10 protein-coding genes are annotated in these 16,848 nt (G+C 66.6%); 2 read left to right on the top strand and 8 right to left on the bottom strand.

Annotated elements, in window-relative coordinates; genetic code table 11:
* Positions 1-103: 103 nt before the first annotated feature.
* Complete coding sequence (locus I0D00_RS01585; protein ID WP_213638014.1) at positions 104-838, bottom strand: SDR family oxidoreductase; 735 nt, start codon at positions 836-838, stop codon at positions 104-106.
* Positions 839-1,282: 444 nt separating this feature from the next.
* On the opposite strand from I0D00_RS01585, the gene I0D00_RS01580 reads away from it, so the two are divergent.
* Positions 1,283-2,287, top strand: a complete 1,005-nt coding sequence (locus I0D00_RS01580; RefSeq protein WP_213638013.1) for a TRAP transporter substrate-binding protein — start codon at positions 1,283-1,285, stop codon at positions 2,285-2,287.
* Between the two features lie 15 nt (positions 2,288-2,302).
* Here I0D00_RS01580 and I0D00_RS01575 read toward each other — a convergent pair whose 3' ends face one another.
* On the bottom strand, positions 2,303-4,381 hold the full coding sequence (locus I0D00_RS01575; RefSeq protein WP_213638012.1) for a putative bifunctional diguanylate cyclase/phosphodiesterase: 2,079 nt from the start codon (positions 4,379-4,381) through the stop codon (positions 2,303-2,305).
* A gap of 307 nt (positions 4,382-4,688) precedes the next feature.
* On the opposite strand from I0D00_RS01575, the gene I0D00_RS01570 reads away from it, so the two are divergent.
* Positions 4,689-5,447, top strand: coding sequence for a Mut7-C RNAse domain-containing protein (locus I0D00_RS01570; protein WP_213638011.1), 759 nt, complete (start codon positions 4,689-4,691; stop codon positions 5,445-5,447).
* A 19-nt stretch (positions 5,448-5,466) separates the two neighbouring features.
* Here the strand turns inward: I0D00_RS01570 and I0D00_RS01565 are convergent, their stop codons facing one another.
* The 6 genes from I0D00_RS01565 to I0D00_RS01540 form a co-directional block, all read right to left on the bottom strand.
* Complete coding sequence (locus I0D00_RS01565; protein ID WP_213638010.1) at positions 5,467-6,444, bottom strand: cysteine synthase A; 978 nt, start codon at positions 6,442-6,444, stop codon at positions 5,467-5,469.
* 83 nt (positions 6,445-6,527) lie between these two features.
* Complete coding sequence (locus I0D00_RS01560) at positions 6,528-10,109, bottom strand: EAL domain-containing protein (RefSeq protein ID WP_213638009.1); 3,582 nt, start codon at positions 10,107-10,109, stop codon at positions 6,528-6,530.
* 2 nt (positions 10,110-10,111) lie between these two features.
* A complete protein-coding gene (locus I0D00_RS01555; RefSeq protein ID WP_213638008.1) occupies positions 10,112-11,167 on the bottom strand; it encodes a chemotaxis protein CheB in 1,056 nt (351 codons plus the stop codon).
* A 12-nt stretch (positions 11,168-11,179) separates the two neighbouring features.
* Positions 11,180-13,396: a hybrid sensor histidine kinase/response regulator gene (locus tag I0D00_RS01550; protein ID WP_213638007.1), complete on the bottom strand. Its 2,217-nt coding sequence runs from the start codon at positions 13,394-13,396 to the stop codon at positions 11,180-11,182.
* Between the two features lie 7 nt (positions 13,397-13,403).
* On the bottom strand, positions 13,404-15,167 hold the full coding sequence (locus I0D00_RS01545) for a methyl-accepting chemotaxis protein (RefSeq protein WP_213638006.1): 1,764 nt from the start codon (positions 15,165-15,167) through the stop codon (positions 13,404-13,406).
* Positions 15,168-15,212: 45 nt separating this feature from the next.
* Positions 15,213-16,847 (bottom strand): methyl-accepting chemotaxis protein, encoded by a 1,635-nt coding sequence (locus tag I0D00_RS01540; RefSeq protein ID WP_213638005.1) that lies wholly within the window; start codon positions 16,845-16,847, stop codon positions 15,213-15,215.
* Position 16,848 lies beyond the last annotated feature (1 nt).

Raw genomic sequence — 16,848 nt, 5'->3', positions numbered from 1 at the left:
GGCGGCACCGTTCGCCGACCCTTTCCCGCCCCACGACGCCGCTCCCTGCCGTGGGGCTTTTTTTATTCCTGCCTAGGCAAAGTGATGAGGCTCGCGGTAGCGGCTAGATGATGCCGCCATTGACCCTCAGCACCTGGCCGTTGACCCAGTCGCCCTCCTCGCCGACCAGGAAGGCCACGACGCTGGCGATATCCTCGGGCGTGCCCAGGCGCTCCAAGGGGGACTGCTTGGCCAGCCGCTCGATCGTATCCGCGCTCTTGCCACTGAGAAACAGGTCGGTTGCGGTCGGTCCGGGGGCAATGGCGTTGACGCAGATATGCCGGCCCCGCAGCTCCTTGGCGAAGATCTGGGTGAGGCTCTCCACCGCCGCCTTCGACGCGGCGAAGAGCGCATAACCGGGCAACGCCAGGGCCACCGCGCTGGAGGAAAAATTGACGATCCGTCCGCCTTCGCGCAGGCGTGTCGCCGCCAGGCGCAGGGTGTTGAAGGTGCCCTTGGTATTGATCGCGAACAGGCGCTGGTACAGCGCGTCGTCGCTGTCGGCGAGATTGACCGTGCCGGGCTGGATGATGCCGGCATTGTTGATCAGGATGTCGACGCCGCCGAAGCGCACTTCGGCCTGGTCGAACAGGGCCTCGACGGCCACCGGGTCGCTGACGTCGGCCAGCACCGCGTAGGCCTCGCCGCCGGCCCGGGCGATGCTGCGCACCACCTGCTCGGCATCGGCCGGCCGCGCCGTGTAGTTCACCACCACCCGAACGCCCTCGACGGCCAATCGCTTGGCGATAGCCGCGCCAATGCCCCGCGAGGCGCCTGTGACTATGGCTACTTTGGACATGACCACTCCTGGGCGTGCGGCTGGAAGAGCACCCGTCCCTCGTCCTCGTCCCGGCGGATGCGGTGCACGCCATACGCTGTGGTATAGCCGCCTTTGGCCCATCGCGTTCGACCGATCATCCCCGCGCCGGGCCGAGAAACGGCAGGAATCGCGCTTCTTGGCCCGCTTCAGGGGCGCCTGCGATGGCCCCACTGCCGATCCTGAACGCACCCGGCAAGCGGATTTTCGCCACTTTGGTTTGGGGAATTGGCGGCAATCCGCCAGCCAGCGTGATGTACGTCACGCCGTTGTTTCCACGCGCCGCGCGCTCAGCCGTCGCGAAGGCATTGGCGCAGGCATTGCAGTACGCAGATTCCGGCGCCCTGGCCGTACGGGCAGTGCAGGGACGTCACGCAAGCGGGCCACCTGGCGCCGCCGATCCCGACAACAAGAAAGGACATCTCAATGCGCACATCATTCTTCGTCCTGGCCCTCTGTGCCCTGGCCACGGTCGGCGCCCAGGCAGCGCCCCAGGCCGCGGGGCCCATCGTGATCAAGTTCGCCCACGTGGTCGCCGACAACACCCCGAAGGGTCAAGGCGCCCTGCTGTTCAAGCAACTGGTCGAGGAGCGTTTGCCGGGCAAGGTCGAGGTCGAGGTCCATGCCAATTCCTCGCTCTATGGCGATGCCGATGAACTGGAAGCGCTGCGCCGGAACGAGGTCCAGCTGCTGGCCCCGTCCTTGGCCAAGTTCGGCCAGTACACCAAGCAGTTGCAGGTGTTCGACCTGCCCTTCCTGTTCGACGACCTGGACGCGGTCAATCGCTTCCAGAAGCGCGCCAAGGGCCGCCAGTTGCTGCGCTCGATGGAGGCGCACGGCATCGTCGGCCTGGCTTACTGGCACAACGGCATGAAGCAGCTGTCCGCCAGCAGGGCCCTGCTGCTGCCGAGCGATGCGGCGGGGCTGAGCTTTCGCATCCAGCCTTCGGCGGTGCTCGATGCACAGTTTCAACGGCTCGGCGCCCGGACGCGGGCCATGGCGTTCACCGAGGTGTTCGAGGCCCTGCGCAGCGGACAGGTGCAGGGAGCGGAGAATCCCTGGTCGAACATCTACAGCAAGCAACTGCATCGCGTGCAGCCCTTCATCAGCGAGACCAACCACGGCGTGCTCGACTACATGCTGGTGAGCAACCCGCGCTTCTGGTACGCCCTTCCGCACAGCATCCGGGTCGAGCTGGAGGCCATAGTCGACGAGGTCAGCTACTCGGTAAACCGCCAGGCCGAGGCCGACAACCGCGCGGACCGGCAACGCATCGAGGCTTCCGGCAGCAGCCAGCTGATCAGCCTGACCGCCGAGCAGCGCGAGGCCTGGCGTAACGCCATGCGCCCGGTATGGCAGCAGTTCGAGGCCCAGATAGGCGCCGATGTGCTCCAGGCCGCCGAGGCCGTCAATCGCAAGTCGCGGCGCTGAGCGGACGCCTGCTCTTCACTCGGCGCAAACCACGCCTCCGTCCAGGGCCTGGATGAGCTGCTGCGCCGGCAGCGGATGGCCCAGGAGAAAGCCTTGCAGCGCGTCGCAACCCAGGTCGGTGAGGAAGCTCTTCTGCTGCAGGGTTTCCACGCCCTCGGCGACGATGCGCAGGTTCAGCGCCTGGCCCAGGGCGACGATGGCGGAGACGATCGCGGCATCGTCGCTGTCCTGGGCCAGGTCGCGCACGAAGCCCCGGTCGATCTTCAGCTCGTTGGCCGGCAGGCGCTTGAGATAGAGCAGGCTGGAGTAGCCGGTGCCGAAGTCGTCGATGGACAGGTCGACGCCCATCTGTGCCAACTGCTTGAGTACCAGCAGGCTGGCATCGGCATCGCGCATGGCCGTGGTCTCGGTGATCTCCAGGGTCAGGCGGTTGGCCGGCAGCTCGTGTTGTGCCAGGGCGCTGGCGACGCTCTCGACCAGGCCGGCATGGCAGAACTGCAGCGCCGACAGGTTGACCGCCACGCGCCAGTCGTGACGCCCCTGGTCGTACCATTCGCGCATCTGCCGGCAGGCCTGTTGCAGCACCCAGTCACCGATGGCGATGATCATGCCGGTTTTTTCCGCCAGGTCGATGAACTCGGCCGGCGAGACGAGGCCCCGCGCCGGGTGCTGCCAGCGCAACAGGGCTTCGGCCCCGGTCGGCCGGCCATTGAGGGCATCGAACTTGGCTTGGTAGTAGAGGCAGAACTCCTCGCGCTCCAGCGCCATGCGCAGGTCGTGCAGCAGCTGCAACTGGTTGCGCGCGTTGGCGTTCATCGACGCCTCGAAGAAGCTGTAGCCATTCTTGCCGGCGCCCTTGGCGTGGTACATCGCGGCATCGGCATTGAGCAGCAGGCTTTGCTGATCCGTGCCGTCACCAGGATAGAGGGCAATCCCGACGCTGGTGGAGACGCGCAGCTCATGCTCGGCGACCAGAAACGGCTGGCCGATCAGCCGAATGAGCTGGCCGGCGAGGTTCACCGCATCATCCGGTTCGCGCAGTTCCGCCAGCAGCACGAACTCGTCGCCGCCTACCCGCGCCAGGGTGTCCTGCGCCCGCAGCCGCTCGCGCAGGCGAGCGCCCACCGCGCACAGCAGCAGGTCGCCGATATGGTGGCCATAGGCGTCGTTGATCGGCTTGAAGCCATCGAGATCCATGAACATCAGCGCAAAATGCCCGCCTTTGCGCGCCATCTTGTGAATGCTCTGGCCGACCCTGTCCTCCAGCAGCAGGCGGTTGGGCAGCTTGGTCAGCGGGTCATGCAGGGCCAGTTGGGTCAGTTCCCGATTGGCCTTGGCCAGGGACTCGTTCAACTTGGCGATACGCGCCTCCATGCGCGCATCGAGGACCGAGGTGAGCAAGGCGATGGTCAGCACCGCGAGGGTGGCGATACCGACCAGACCGGCCAGCCAGACACTGTCCAGGCCGGCTCCCGCGGCCAGGCAGAAGCTGTCGAGGGGGAAGTTCGCCGCAGCCATGCCGGTGTAGTGCATGCCGACGATCGCCCCGCCCATGAGCACGGCCGCGCCGATGCGCGCCATGCGCACGAACGGCCCCGGCCAGCGCAGGCGAAAGGCGATCCACAGCGAGGCGGCGGACGCCGCCACGGCGATCAACAGGGACAGGCCGAACAGCAGCGGGTCATAGTCGATGCCCGGCTGCATCCGCAGGGCCGCCATGCCCAGGTAATGCATCGAGCTGATGCCAGCGCCCATCACCAGTGCGCCGAGCAGCCAGTGCCAGCGCAGCATCTGCGGCTGACTCACCAGCCACAGGGCGAATCCCGAGGACAGCATCGCCATCGCCAGGGACAGCAGGGTAATGCTGAGGTCGTAGCCCAGGGCGATCGGCAGGCGCAAGGCAAGCATGCCGATGAAGTGCATCGACCAGATGCCGATGCCCATGGCGACGGCCCCGCCGCCTATCCACAGCAACAGCGCCAGGCCCTTGGCCGTGGCGATACGCCCGGCGAGATCCAGTGCCGTATAGGACGCCAGGATGGCCACGGCCAGGGAGGTTAGTACCAGGGAAAAATCGTAGCTCGCAACCAGCATTACAACGCTCTAGACCCCGCTGAGTGAGCACCCGGGAAACGACGGTTGTACACGGCGGACGGAGGGGTTCTCCGGACCGCGATGGACGCCTGCGCGCGCAGCCCGCTTACGCCGGCGGCCACGCGACAAGCGCCGGATAGTAACGGATAAACCCTGATGCTTTCTGCATAAATCGAAACGTGACAACTACTTGCAGGCCGAACTTAACAGCGTTACTCAGGCACGCTTTAGCCGGCTGGCGTTCTCGAGGGCGGCATGACCCTCTGCGTCGAGCGCCGCGGGCACCCGCAGGGACTATGCTTGGAGCATGGTTCAGGCGACCTTCCGCTTCTACGAGGAGCTCAACGACTTCCTGGCGCCCGCCCGGCGTCGCAGGGCGTTCGACTGCGACTGTGCCCAGGCGGCGACCGTCAAGCACATGATCGAGGCGCTCGGAGTGCCCCACACCGAAGTCGAACTGGTGCTGCTCAACGGCGAATCGGTCGGTTTCGAGCGGATGCTGCTGGACGGCGACCGGGTGGCGGTGTACCCGAAGTTCGAGCGCCTGGACATCAGTCCGCTGCTCAAGGTGCGTGATCGGCCGCTGCGGGTGTTGCGCTTCGTCGCCGACGCCCACCTCGGCGGACTGGCCCGGTTGCTGCGCATGCTCGGCTTCGACACCCTCTACGACAATCACTTCGAGGACACGACGATCGCCGAAGTGGCCGCCCACGATGGGCGCATCGTGCTGACCCGCGACCGCGAGCTGCTCAAGCGCAGGGTCATCAGCCATGGTTGCTACGTGCATGCGCTCAAGCCGGCCCTGCAACTGCGCGAGCTGTTCGAGCGCCTCGATCTGGCGCGCAGCATCGCGCCCTTCAGCCTGTGCCTGCATTGCAACCTGCCGCTGCAGCCCATCGACCTGGAAGAGGCCCGCGAACGCCTGCCGAGCCGCATCGGCTACAGCTATTCACGCTTCGTCCAGTGCCGTGGCTGCCGGCGCCTGTACTGGCAAGGCAGCCACTGGCGCAACATGTGTGCCCTGCTGGCGCCGCTGCTGGAGGCGCAGGGCGCGGCCGATGCCTGAGGCACGCCGGCGGCCTCGCTCAGGCCGGCGGCGTGAGGCCCTTCTCGCGCAGCCACGCCGGGTTGAACAGGCGCCCGGCGTAGAGACCGCCGCGGTCGCAGAGCAGGGTCACCAGGGTATGCCCCGGCCCCAGGTCGGTGGCCAGGCGCACGGCGGCGCACAGGTTGATGCCGCTGGAGCTGCCGACGAACAGGCCCTCCTCGCGCAGCAGGCGGTAGACCATGTCCACGCACTGCTGGTCGTCTACCCGCAGGGCCGAGTCGATCTGGGTGTCCTTCAGGTTGGCCGTCACCCGGCTGGTGCCTATGCCCTCGGTGATGGAGCTGCCTTCGGCAAGCAGTTCGCCGTCCAGCACCCAGTGATAGAGCGCGCTGCCCATGGGGTCGGCGAGGACGATGCGCACCGCCGGATTGCGCTCCTTGAGATAGCGCGCCACGCCGGCCAGGGTGCCGCCGGTACCGGTGGCGCAGACGAACGCGTCGAGGCGCCCGTCGGTGTCGCGCCAGATCTCCGGACCCGTGGTGCGGTAATGGGCCTCGCGGTTGGCGGTGTTGTCGAACTGGTTGGCCCAGATCGCCCCGGGCATCTCGGCGGCCAGGCGCCCGGCGATCTTCTGGTAGTTGTGCGGGTCGCTGTAGGGCTTGGGCGGCACCGGCCGTACCTCGGCGCCCAGCTGGCGCAGCAGGTCGAGTTTCTCCGGCGACTGGTTGTCGGGGATCACGATGATGCAGCGGTAACCCCGCGCCGCACAGATATGCGCCAGGCCGATGCCGGTATTGCCGGCGGTGCCCTCCACCACGGTGCCGCCGCGGCGCAGCCGGCCGCTGCGTTCGGCGTCCTCGATGATGCCCAGGGCGGCGCGGTCCTTGACCGAGCCGCCGGGGTTGAGGAATTCGGCCTTGGCCAATATCTCGCACCCGGTCTCGGCGCTGAGCCGGGCGAGTCGGATCAATGGGGTATTGCCGATGGCACCGGTAAATCCCTCGCACAGGTTCATGGCACACCTCCAACCCGCTGTGACTCTTTCAGTCTAGCGGGCGCTGCGCGCGGCGGCAGATTGCGGCGTGCCGTGCAGGCCGATCAGTGCTGCTGCAGCATCAGCTGTTCGCGCAGGCGCTGGTTGTCCTGCACCAGCTGCCGCTGGGCGAAGGCATCGCGCAGCTGGCTGCGCAGGTCGTCGGCGTCCCATGGTTTGCTGATGAAGCGATAGACCACGCCCTCGTTGATCGCCTTGAGCACATGCCGCACTTCGCTGAAGTCGCTCAGCACCATGCGGATGATCTCCGGGTAGATGCGCCTGATCTGCCGCAGCAACTCCACCCCCTGGATGTCGGCCAGGTGCATCGCGGTCAGCACCACGTCGACGCTATGGGTTGCCAGCAGGTTCAGCGCCTCGCCGCTGTCGCCGGCGACCAGGATGCGGTAGTTCTCCAGGCGCAGCTCGCGCTGCAGGGTCGTGAGCACGCCCTGTTCGTCGTCGATCAGCAGCAGATGACAGGCGGGTTCGCCGGCCATCAGGGCCGGCAGCTTCAGTTCGCCGTTCTCGCCGAGGAACTGCAGGCAGGCCTGGGGCGGCAACGGCGGCGAGTAATAGTAGCCCTGCAGTTCGTCGCAGCCGGCGGTGCGCAGGAAGCCGAGCTGCTCGGCGGTTTCCACCCCTTCGGCGATCACCTTGATGCCCAGGTTGTGGCCGATGGAGATCATCGAGCGCACCAGCGAGGCACTGTCCGGGTCCAGGTGCACGTCGGTGACGAAGCTGCGGTCAATTTTCAGCTCGCTGAAGGGAAAGCGTTTCAGGTAGCCCAGGGACGAATAGCCCGTGCCGAAATCGTCGATCGAGAAACGCATGCCCAGGGCACTCAGCCTGCGCATCCTCTCCAGCACCTCGTCGGCATTGGTCATCAGCATGGACTCGGTCACCTCCAGCTTGAGCAGGGGCGGCGCCACCCCGTGCCGCTGGAGAATCGTCTGGATGCGCTCGACGAACTCCGGCGCCATGAAGCTTATGGCCGAGAAGTTCACCGCGATGCTGCCGTTCAGCAACAGGTACTTCCAGCTCTGCAGCTGCCGGCACACGGCATCGAAGACATGGAAGTCGATACCGACGATCAGGCCGGTTTCCTCGGCCAGCGGAATGAACTCGTCGGGCATCACCGTCTTGCCGTCGTGGCTCCAGCGCACCAGGGCCTCGAATCCGCACAGGCGGCCGTTGTTCAGGTCCAGCTGCGGCTGGAAGACCACCTGGAACTCGTCGTGCTGCAGGGCATGGCGGATGTCCCGGTCGAGCTGCAGGCGCCGCTGCATCTGCTCGTTCATCTGCGGGGTGAAGGCGCAGATACGGTCACGCCCCTGATGCTTGGCCTGGTACATGGCGGTATCGGCGTGGCGCAACAGCGTGCCGATGTCCTTGCCGTCATCGGGAAAGCAGCAGAAACCCATGCTGCAACTGACCACCACGTCCTGGCCGTCCAGGGTCAGGGGGGCGGCGACACTCTGTTTGAAGCGCTCCAGCCCACCGATACGCTTGGTGAGCTGACCGCCATCGGGCAGCAGGATGACGAACTCGTCGCCGCCCAGGCGGGCCACCGTATCGATCTCCCGGGCGCAGGCCTGCAGACGGTCTGCCACCTGCACCAGCAACTGGTCGCCGGTATTGTGGCCGAGGCTGTCGTTGACCACCTTGAAGTTGTCGATGTCCATGAACGCCAGGGTGAAGCCGCTCTGGTTGCGGCTGGCGAAGGCGATGGCCTGGAGTATGCGGTCGTTGAGCAGGTTGCGGTTGGGCAGGCCGGTCAGGCTGTCGTGGTTGGCCTGGTGCTCCAGTTCCTCCTGGTAGCCCTTGGCCTCGGTGATGTCGTGGAGGATGCCGACGAAGTGGCTGACCTTGCCGCGATCGTTCACCACGGGCGACAGCCGCAGCTCGTTCCAGAAGGCCGAACCGTCCTTGCGGTAGTTGCGCACAACGGCCCGCCCCTCCTCCTCCGCGTGCAGGGCCCGGCGAATGCTGTCCAGCTCAGGCTGGTCCCTCTTTTCACCTTGCAGGAAGCGGCAGTTGCGGCCCAGGACTTCCTCGCTAGGGTAGCCGGTGATGCGCTCGAAGGCCGGATTGACGTAGACGATCGGCTGGTCTTCCCGCTGATTGTCGGTGATCACTATGGCGTTGACGCTGGCTTCGATCGCCCGGGTACGGATGCGGATCTCCAGGTCGCGCTGGCGTTGTTCGCTGATGTCCTGGATTACCGCGATGGCGCCCTGCACCACCCCTTGCTCGTCGAGGTAGGGCACCGCCGAGTTGAGGGTGGTCTTGTGGCTGTCGTCGAAGGCCTGGATGTCGATCACCTCGTTACGCATCACCTGGCCATCGCGCACGGCCCTGGCCAACGGCCAGTCCGCGGCGCCCAGTGGTTCGCCGCGCTCCGACCAGGCCCCGTGATAGCGGTCATAGTCGTCCAGCTCGGCCGGCTGCGGACCGGCCCAGATCAGGCCGTTCTCCGGGTTGCTGAGAATCAGTCGTCCCTTGCTGTCGGCGACCGAGACGCCAACCGGCAGATTGTCGAGAATCTTGCGCAGCAGCGCCTCGTTCTGCGCCAGGGCCTGGGTGCGCTGTTCGACCAGTTGCTCGAGGCTTTCGAACAGGCGCACGCGCCCCAGTGCCATGGCCAGCTGCCGGCCGACGGAGGCCAGCGCGTTGAGCGCGTCCTCCGCCCAGATCTGCCCCTGGCTGCGCACCACATTGAGCATGCCGATGGTTTCCCCGCCCAGCTGCAACGGGATGCTGGCGTGGTTCTGCGCTTTCATCTGGGTCAGGGCCGGGCAGGCCGACATATTGCTCGGCACGCTCAGCTGATCGCGCAACCAGGCGTGCCGGCAGGGACAGTCCTGGGAACAGGCCGTCAGGCGCTCCAGGCTGTAGTCGCCATGGCGACCCCGGGCCGCGACCACCCGCAGGTTGGTGGCCGATCCGCTGCCGTCAGCATCGGCGAGCAGCAGCCAGGCGCCCTCCGCATTGGGGAATTCGAGAATTCGTCCCAGGGAGGTCTGGATCACGTGCTGCTCGCTTCTGGCGTCGGTCAGCCCGCTGGTGAACTGGAACAGGGAATTGAGCAGGGAGTTGGTGCGGGTCAGTTCTTCGTGCTTGGCCAGCAGTTCGTGGTTCAGACGCACGCCCTGCTCGTAGGTGGAGATCAGCAAGTCGAGTATCTGCTGGCGCCCGGCGGTGATGAAGTGCCGCTCGCCCTCCAGGACGACTTCGACGCCCATCTGTACCCGCTCGTTGGTGCGCAGTTCGAGATTGACCAGGAAGTAACGAATGCGCGACATCAAGTACTTCTCGTCGAAGGGCTTGACGATGAAGTTGTCGGCGCCGCAGGCCAGGCCATGTACAACGTCCCGCGCATCGGCCAGGCGGGTGACCAGGATCACCGGAATGCCGGCGGTGCCGGGCTCGCCCTTGAGCCGGCGGCACAGCTCGTAGCCGTCCATCTCGGGCATGACGATGTCGCTGATGACGATGGTCGGATGACGCTCGGCCAGGCTGGCAAGTGCCTCCACGCCGTTGCGTGCGACCCGTACCTGGCAGCCGGCGGCCTCGAGCAGAAACTGCAGTTCGGCGGCCTGGGTCGGGCTGTCCTCGACTATGAGAATCTCCGCGTCCGTGAACATCTTCACTCTCCTTTAGGCACAGTACTGCGTGAAGTCCCGCGCAGGGCGATCGAGTTGAGCAGTGCCGCGATGCCCTCCGGCGGCAGTACCTGGCGCGCCGCCTGCAGGCCTATCGCCGCCTGGGGCATGGCATCTATCACCGCGCTGGCCGGCTCCTGGACGATGGTCAGTGCGCCGCGACGATACATCTCGGCCAGGCCCTCGGCGCCGTCGCGGCCCATGCCGGACAACTGGACGCCGATGGCCTGGCTGCCTAGCCGCTGGGCGACGCTATTGAACAGATGGTCCGCGGAGGGGCAATGCAGCTCGCCGTTGCGCCGCTGCAGGTGAACCCGCAACTCACGGCCCACGCCCAGCTGGCTATCGTCCGGAGCCAGATAGAGCACGCCGGGACGCAATAGCTGACCGTTCTCGGCGATCGCCACCGCCAAAGGACAAATGCTCGCCAACCAGTCGCGAAAGCTGGCCACGAAACCCGCGGCGATGTGCTGCGCCAACAGCAGTGGCCACGGTTGCTGGGGCGCCAGGCGTGACAGCAGTTCCTTGAGCGCCGCCGGCCCGCCCGCCGATGCGGCGATCGCCACCAGCAGCGGCTGCGCACTGCTCTCCGGCCTGCCGGGCGGTAGGCTCGCGGTAGTCGGCCTCGGCGCGCGCGGCCGGCGCACTATCTTGACCTGCGCCATGCTGCGCAGGGTGCTCAGCAGCTCCTCGATGCGCTCCTCGAAGTTCGCCGCCCAGGGGCCTTGGGGCTTCTCCAACACGGCCAGTGCCCCGGCCTCCAGCGCATGCATGGCAGTTGCCGCCGCGTAGGCATTGGCGCTGGCGGTCAGCACCACCACCGGCAGCGCATACTTTTCGAGAATACGCGCGGTGGCTTCGTAGCCGTCCATGCCCGGCATGTGCACATCCATGGTGACGATGTCCGGCCGGTAGCTCTGCAGCACCCGCAAGGCCTGCTCACCACCGTCCGCCTCGCGCACCTCGAAGCCGGCGCCCTCGAGTACCGAGGTCAGCAACATGCGCAGCACCGGAGAATCATCGACAATCAGTACCCGCATCTCAGCTCCCGGTCAGATCAGACGGTCGATGGCGTCCAGCAGGCTGTCCTGCTCGAAGCCGCTCTTCACCAGATAGGCACTGGCCCCGACTTCCAAGCCCCGCGCCCGGTCTTCGGCCGAGTGCAGGGCCGTCACCAGCACCACCGGCAGGTCGGCCAGATCGCGGTCGGCGCGGATACGGCTGGTCAGGGTGAAACCATCCATGCGCGGCATCTCCACGTCCGACACCAGCAGGTCGAATGCGCCCTGCTTCAGGGCGTTCCAGGCCTCCAGGCCATCGTTGGCGGTGGTGACCTGATAACCCGCGCCCTCGAGAATGGCCTTGAGCAAGCCCCGTGAGGTGAAGGAGTCCTCGGCTATCAGCAGCCGCAGCGGCTTCGCCCCGACCGCTGCGGCCTCGCCACGCTCGAAGCTGCCGGCGCCCACGGCCAGGGCACTGCGATAGAGATCGCCGGGGTGCAGGATCGGCACCAGTTGGCCATCGCCGAGCTGGGTTGCGCCGAGCAGGTTGCGGACCCGTAGCAGCTGGCGGCCGAGATTCTTCACCGTGATTTCCTGATCGCCCAGCAACTCGTCCACCCGCAGGACGAAGCGTTCGCCACGAATCTTCAACAACAGAAGGATCAGGTCATCGGCCAGAACCAGCGGCTGCCCCAGGCCGAGCACATCGGCCAGGGACCAGACCGGCAGCACCTGGCCTTCGAACGCCAGCGAAGGACGGCCTTCGAGACTCTTCACCGCGCTGCTCGGCTGGCGCAGACAGCGCTCCACGGCGAGCGCCGGCACGGCGAAGGTGCGCTCGGCATTGCGCACGATCACCGCACGGAAGGTCGACAGGCTGAGGGGCAGGTGCAGGTGGAAACAGGTGCCCCGGCCCGGCTCGGACTCCAGCTCGATGCGCCCTCCCAGGCGCTCGACCACCTCCTGGACTATGGCCATGCCCAGGCCGCGCCCGGACAGGTCGGTGATCAGCGCACTGGTCGACAGTCCTGAGCGGAAGATCAGCCGCAGGCTTTCCGCCGCACCCAACGCGGCGACCTGCTCCTCATCGAGCGCACCGCTGGCCAGGGCCTTGGCCTTCAGCGCCGCCACCGAGATGCCGCCACCATCGTCCTGCACGCGCAACTCGAAACGGTCCGCCGACTCCTGCAGCAGCTCGACCTGGATCAGCCCCACCGCCGGCTTGCCGCATGCCTCGCGCTGCTGCGGGGTCTCCAGGCCGTGATCCACGGCATTGCGCAGCAGGTGGGTGAGCACCGTGCGCAATTCGTCGAGAATACGCTTGTCGACCTGCAGGTCGATGCCGCGGATCTGCAACTCGACACGCTTGCCCGCCTGGCTGGCCAGGTCCTGAACCATGGCCGGCAGCCCCTCGACCAGATGGCTGCCGGCCAACAGCAGGGCCGCCCGCAGTTCACTGGTATGCGCCTCGCAGAGCTGGGCCAGGCCCTGCGCCAGATGCCGGCCGGCCTTTTCCAGGTGGACCGCCTCGAAGTGCAGGCTGTCGAGCTGGGCCTGGCTCCAGTGCAGGTAGTCGAGCAGCCCCTTGAGCGCATCCCGGCTGGCCAGTGGCAGCTCCTCGAGCGTCGCGTTCAGCTGCTTGAGGCTGCCCGCCCCGAGCAGGCGCTTGCCGCGCTGCGGGTCGAAGGACGCCGCATGGTCGCGGAGACGGCGGGCATAGACCTGAGCCTCGAGCTTGTGCTGCAACAGGCTCTCACCGTGGAACAACAGGCGATCCAGGCGCTGGGCGGAGACTCTGACGGTGCCCGACTCGGCCAACTTAATCACAGCCGCAGGCGTCGCTGGCGCGACCTGGGCAGTCTTCGGCAACTCGACCGCTTCGCCGCGTGCGGCGCTCGCCAGCAACTCGCCGAATTGCTCGGGGTCGGCCCCGTCCAGGGCTTGCCCCTGATGCAACTGCTGCACCAGGCGCAAGGCCTGGCGGCACAGTTCGACACGCTCCGCCGACAACTCCAGCAGGCCGCTGCGCACCGCCCCCAGCAGACTCTCCCAGGCATGGCAGAGTCGCTCGATGGGCGCCAGCCCTACGGCGCGGGCTGCCCCTTTCAGGCTGTGCACCTCGCGAAACAGCGACTCGACGGAGTCTTCGCTGGCGGCCCCTTGGCGCCAGTCGGCCAGGGTGTCGGCGAGCACGCCGAGGCGCTCACCCGCCTCGATGCGGAAGCTCTCAAGCAGGCGCTGCTGCAACGCCTTGCGATCCAGGCTCATGGCCGGCTCACAGCTTGAACTGGGCCACCAGGCCCTGAAGTTTCATGCCCAGCTCATGCAGGTTGCGCGTGGCCTGGTCCATCTGCCGGGTGCCGCTGACGTTGCTCTGGCTGGCCTCGCGAATGCTGGCCATGGCGTTGGCGACCTGATCCATGCCGATCATCTGCTGCTGGCTGGTGACGGCGATCTGCAGCGCCATCTCGTTGGACTCGACAATGCTGCTGTCGAGGGCTCGAATCGCCTCGCCACTGCTCTGCGCCCGCTCGTAACCGGACTCCACCGCCTTGCTGCCCTGTTCGGCGAGCAGTACCGCCTTGGTCATGGCCTTCTGGATGTCGCCGAGGATGCCGCGTACCTGGGCCGTGGCCTGTTTCGACTGTTCGGCCAGGGCCTTGACCTCCTGCGCCACCACCGAGAAGCCCTTGCCGGTCTCACCCGCGCGCATCGCCTCGATCGAGGCGTTGACTCCGAGCAGGTTGGACTGCTCGGCCAGGTCGCTGACCGAGGCGACGATCTCGCCTATGGTCTGGCTCTGCTCGCCCAGGCGCATGATGCTTTCGGCCACCGCCTGCATCTGCTCGCGGATCTGCCCCATGCCCTTGAGCGCCTCCTCCACCGACTGGCGACCGCCCTGGGCCACCTCGCGGGTGCGGGCCGTGCTGTCGGCCACCGATTGCGCCTTGCCGCTGGCCTGTACTGCGGTCTGTTTGACCTCGTCCACCGTGGTGACGATCTCGCTGATGGCGGTGGCGGTCTCCTGGGTATTGGTCGCCACCTGGCTGGTGGCGGCCAGCACCTCCTCGCTGGATGAGGCGAGCACCGCGATGCCCTCGTTGAGCTCGCCGACCAGATTGCGCAGGTTGTTCAGCATGGTGGCGAAGGCGGTGCCCAGCACATCCTGCTCGGAGACCGGCTGGCTGTCCTGGCTGAGATGGCCCTGGGCCAGGTACTCAGCCTTGGCCGCCAGGGCCAGCAGATACTGGCTCATCTGGCTGAAGGCCTGGGCCAGGCGGCCCACCTCGTCTCGGCGGCTCTCGCTGCGCAGTTCCCGGGGTATTTCGCCGCGGCTGATCCGCTCGGCCATGAGGGTCAGCCGTGCCAGGGGCTGGGCGATGTGGCGACTGAGCTGCCAGGCCATGACGATGCCGAAGATCAGCATGAGCAACCCGAGTGTCAGCTGTTCGGTACGCTGGCGCTCCATCTGCAACTGTGCGTGCTCCAGGGTCTGCAGCACTTTTCGCTCGGTCAGCTCGGCCAGGTGCAGCCCGAGGTCGTTGATCTCCTCCATGCGCTCGAGCTGCACGCCCAGCGCCAGGGCCTCGGCCTCTTCCATCCGACCGGCGCGAATGAGGGGCAAAAGCTGCCTGTCGCGGGTCTTCACGAAGTCCGTACGTACTGCCCTCAACCGTTCCAGCAGCCTGCTCGTCTCGCCCTCGTCGCCCAGACCGGCGAGCAGATCGTCGAACAGGCGATCGTTGGCCTTGGACAGCGCCTCGATTTCCCCTTCGCTCTGCCGCAGGCGCCGCCCCTCGTCCTGGGCATCGGTCATGGCCTGCAGCAGCTCGGCGCGTTGGCTGATGATATTGACGCGCAGCTCCTTGACCATCGAGACCCGTTCGAAACTGCGCTGGAAGAGCGCGGCCTGGGTTTCCTGCAGACTGGCGAAACGCTGCAGGGAAGACAGCAGCAAGGCGCCAAAGCCGCAGATGAGCACGACGAACACCAGAATCAGCTTGCTGCCGATACTGAGGTTGGCAATGTTACCGAACATACCCGCGTCTCCTTGTCCGTGGACCCGATACATCTGTGCAACCGCCTACAGCCTGAAACGACTGGCCAGGCCCTGGAGCTTCAAGCCCAGCTGGTGCAGGTTGCGCGCCGCCAGGTCGACCTGCTGGGTGCCGCCGACATTGTCCTGGCTGGCCTGGCGAATGTTCGCCATCGCCGAGGCGATCTGGTCCATGCCGATCATCTGCTGCTGGCTGGTGGCGGCGATCTGCAGCGCCACCTCGCTGGAGGTCTCGATATTGCTGCTCAGGCTGCGGATCGCGTCACCGCTCGACTGCGCCCGCTCGAATCCGCTTTCCACCGTCTTGCTGCCCTGCTCGGCCAGCAGCACGGCCTTGGTCATCGCCTTCTGGATCTCGCCGAGAATGCCGCGCACCTGGGTGGTGGCCTGCTTGGACTGGTCGGCCAGGGCCTTGACTTCCTGCGCCACCACCGAGAAGCCCTTGCCCGCCTCGCCGGCCTTCATCGCCTCGATCGAGGCGTTGACCCCTAGCAGGTTGGACTGCTCGGCGAGGTCGCCGACCGAGGCGACGATCTCGCCTATGGCCTGGCTCTGCTCCCCCAGGCGCATGATGCTCTCGGCGACCGCCTGCATCTGCTCGCGGATCTGCCCCATGCCCTTGAGGGCCTCGTCCACCGCCTGGCGGCCGTTCTGCGCCACCTGGCGGGTGCGCTCGGTGCTTTCGGCAACCGTCTTCGACTTGCTGCCAGCCAGGACGGCGGTCTGCTTGACCTCCTCCACCGTGGTGACGATCTCGCTGATCGCCGTAGCGGTTTCCTGGGTGCTGGTGGCTACCTGACTGGCGGCGGCGAGTATTTCCTCGCTGGAGGAGGCCAGCACGCCGATGCCCTCGTTCATTTCCCGGACCAGTTCGCGCAGGTACTGGCCCATGTCGGCGAAAGCCTGGGTCAGGCGCCCGACTTCATCCCGGCGAGTACTGCTGACCATCTCCTGGGGAATTTCGCCGCGGCCGATGCGTTCCGCCCAGCCGGTCAGGCGTGCCAGCGGTCTGGCGATATGGTGACTGAGCAGCCAGGCCAGCAAGGCGCTGACGCCGACCAGCAGCAGGCTCAGGCGCAAGGTCCGCTCGCGCTGGGCATCCAGTATCTGACTGGAACGTGCCATGGCCGCGGCGACACGCCGGTCGGTCACCCTGGACAGGCGCACGCCGAGTTCATGAATTCTGTTCAACCGTTCGAGCTGGACACCGCTGCTCAGTTGCCGCGCCTGCGCGAGTGCCCCGGCGCGTAGCAGCTTCAGCTGTTCCGCCCGGGTCTTCGCCAGGGCCGCACGCTCCGCCAGCAGTTCCTCGAGCAGGTCGGCAAATTCCTGATCCTCGCTGGCGGTCTGTTGCAGGCGCCGTACCAGGCGCTCGTTCTCGGCGTTGCGGCGATCGATGGCCTGCTCGACGTTGTCCAGTTCGGCGAGCTGCTCCTCGTTGAGCAGCGTCAGCAGGTCGTTGCGTTGCGCCGCGATATTCAGGCGCAGATCCTTCACATCGGCGACACGCCCGTAGTGTTGCTGAAACTGCCGTTCCTCGTTTTCCTGCAGGCCGACGAAGCGCTCCAAGCTGCTGAACTGGAGGAAGCCGAAACCACCGATCAGCAGGGCGAAGGCGGCAATCAGTTTGCTGCCGATGCTCAGATTAACAAGCCTGTCCATA

Source organism: Pseudomonas lalucatii (assembly GCF_018398425.1).
Taxonomy (GTDB): Bacteria; Pseudomonadota; Gammaproteobacteria; order Pseudomonadales; family Pseudomonadaceae; genus Aquipseudomonas; species Aquipseudomonas lalucatii.
The sequence above is the reverse complement of the archived record's forward strand: the minus strand, read 5'-3'. Positions and strand labels throughout refer to the sequence as shown.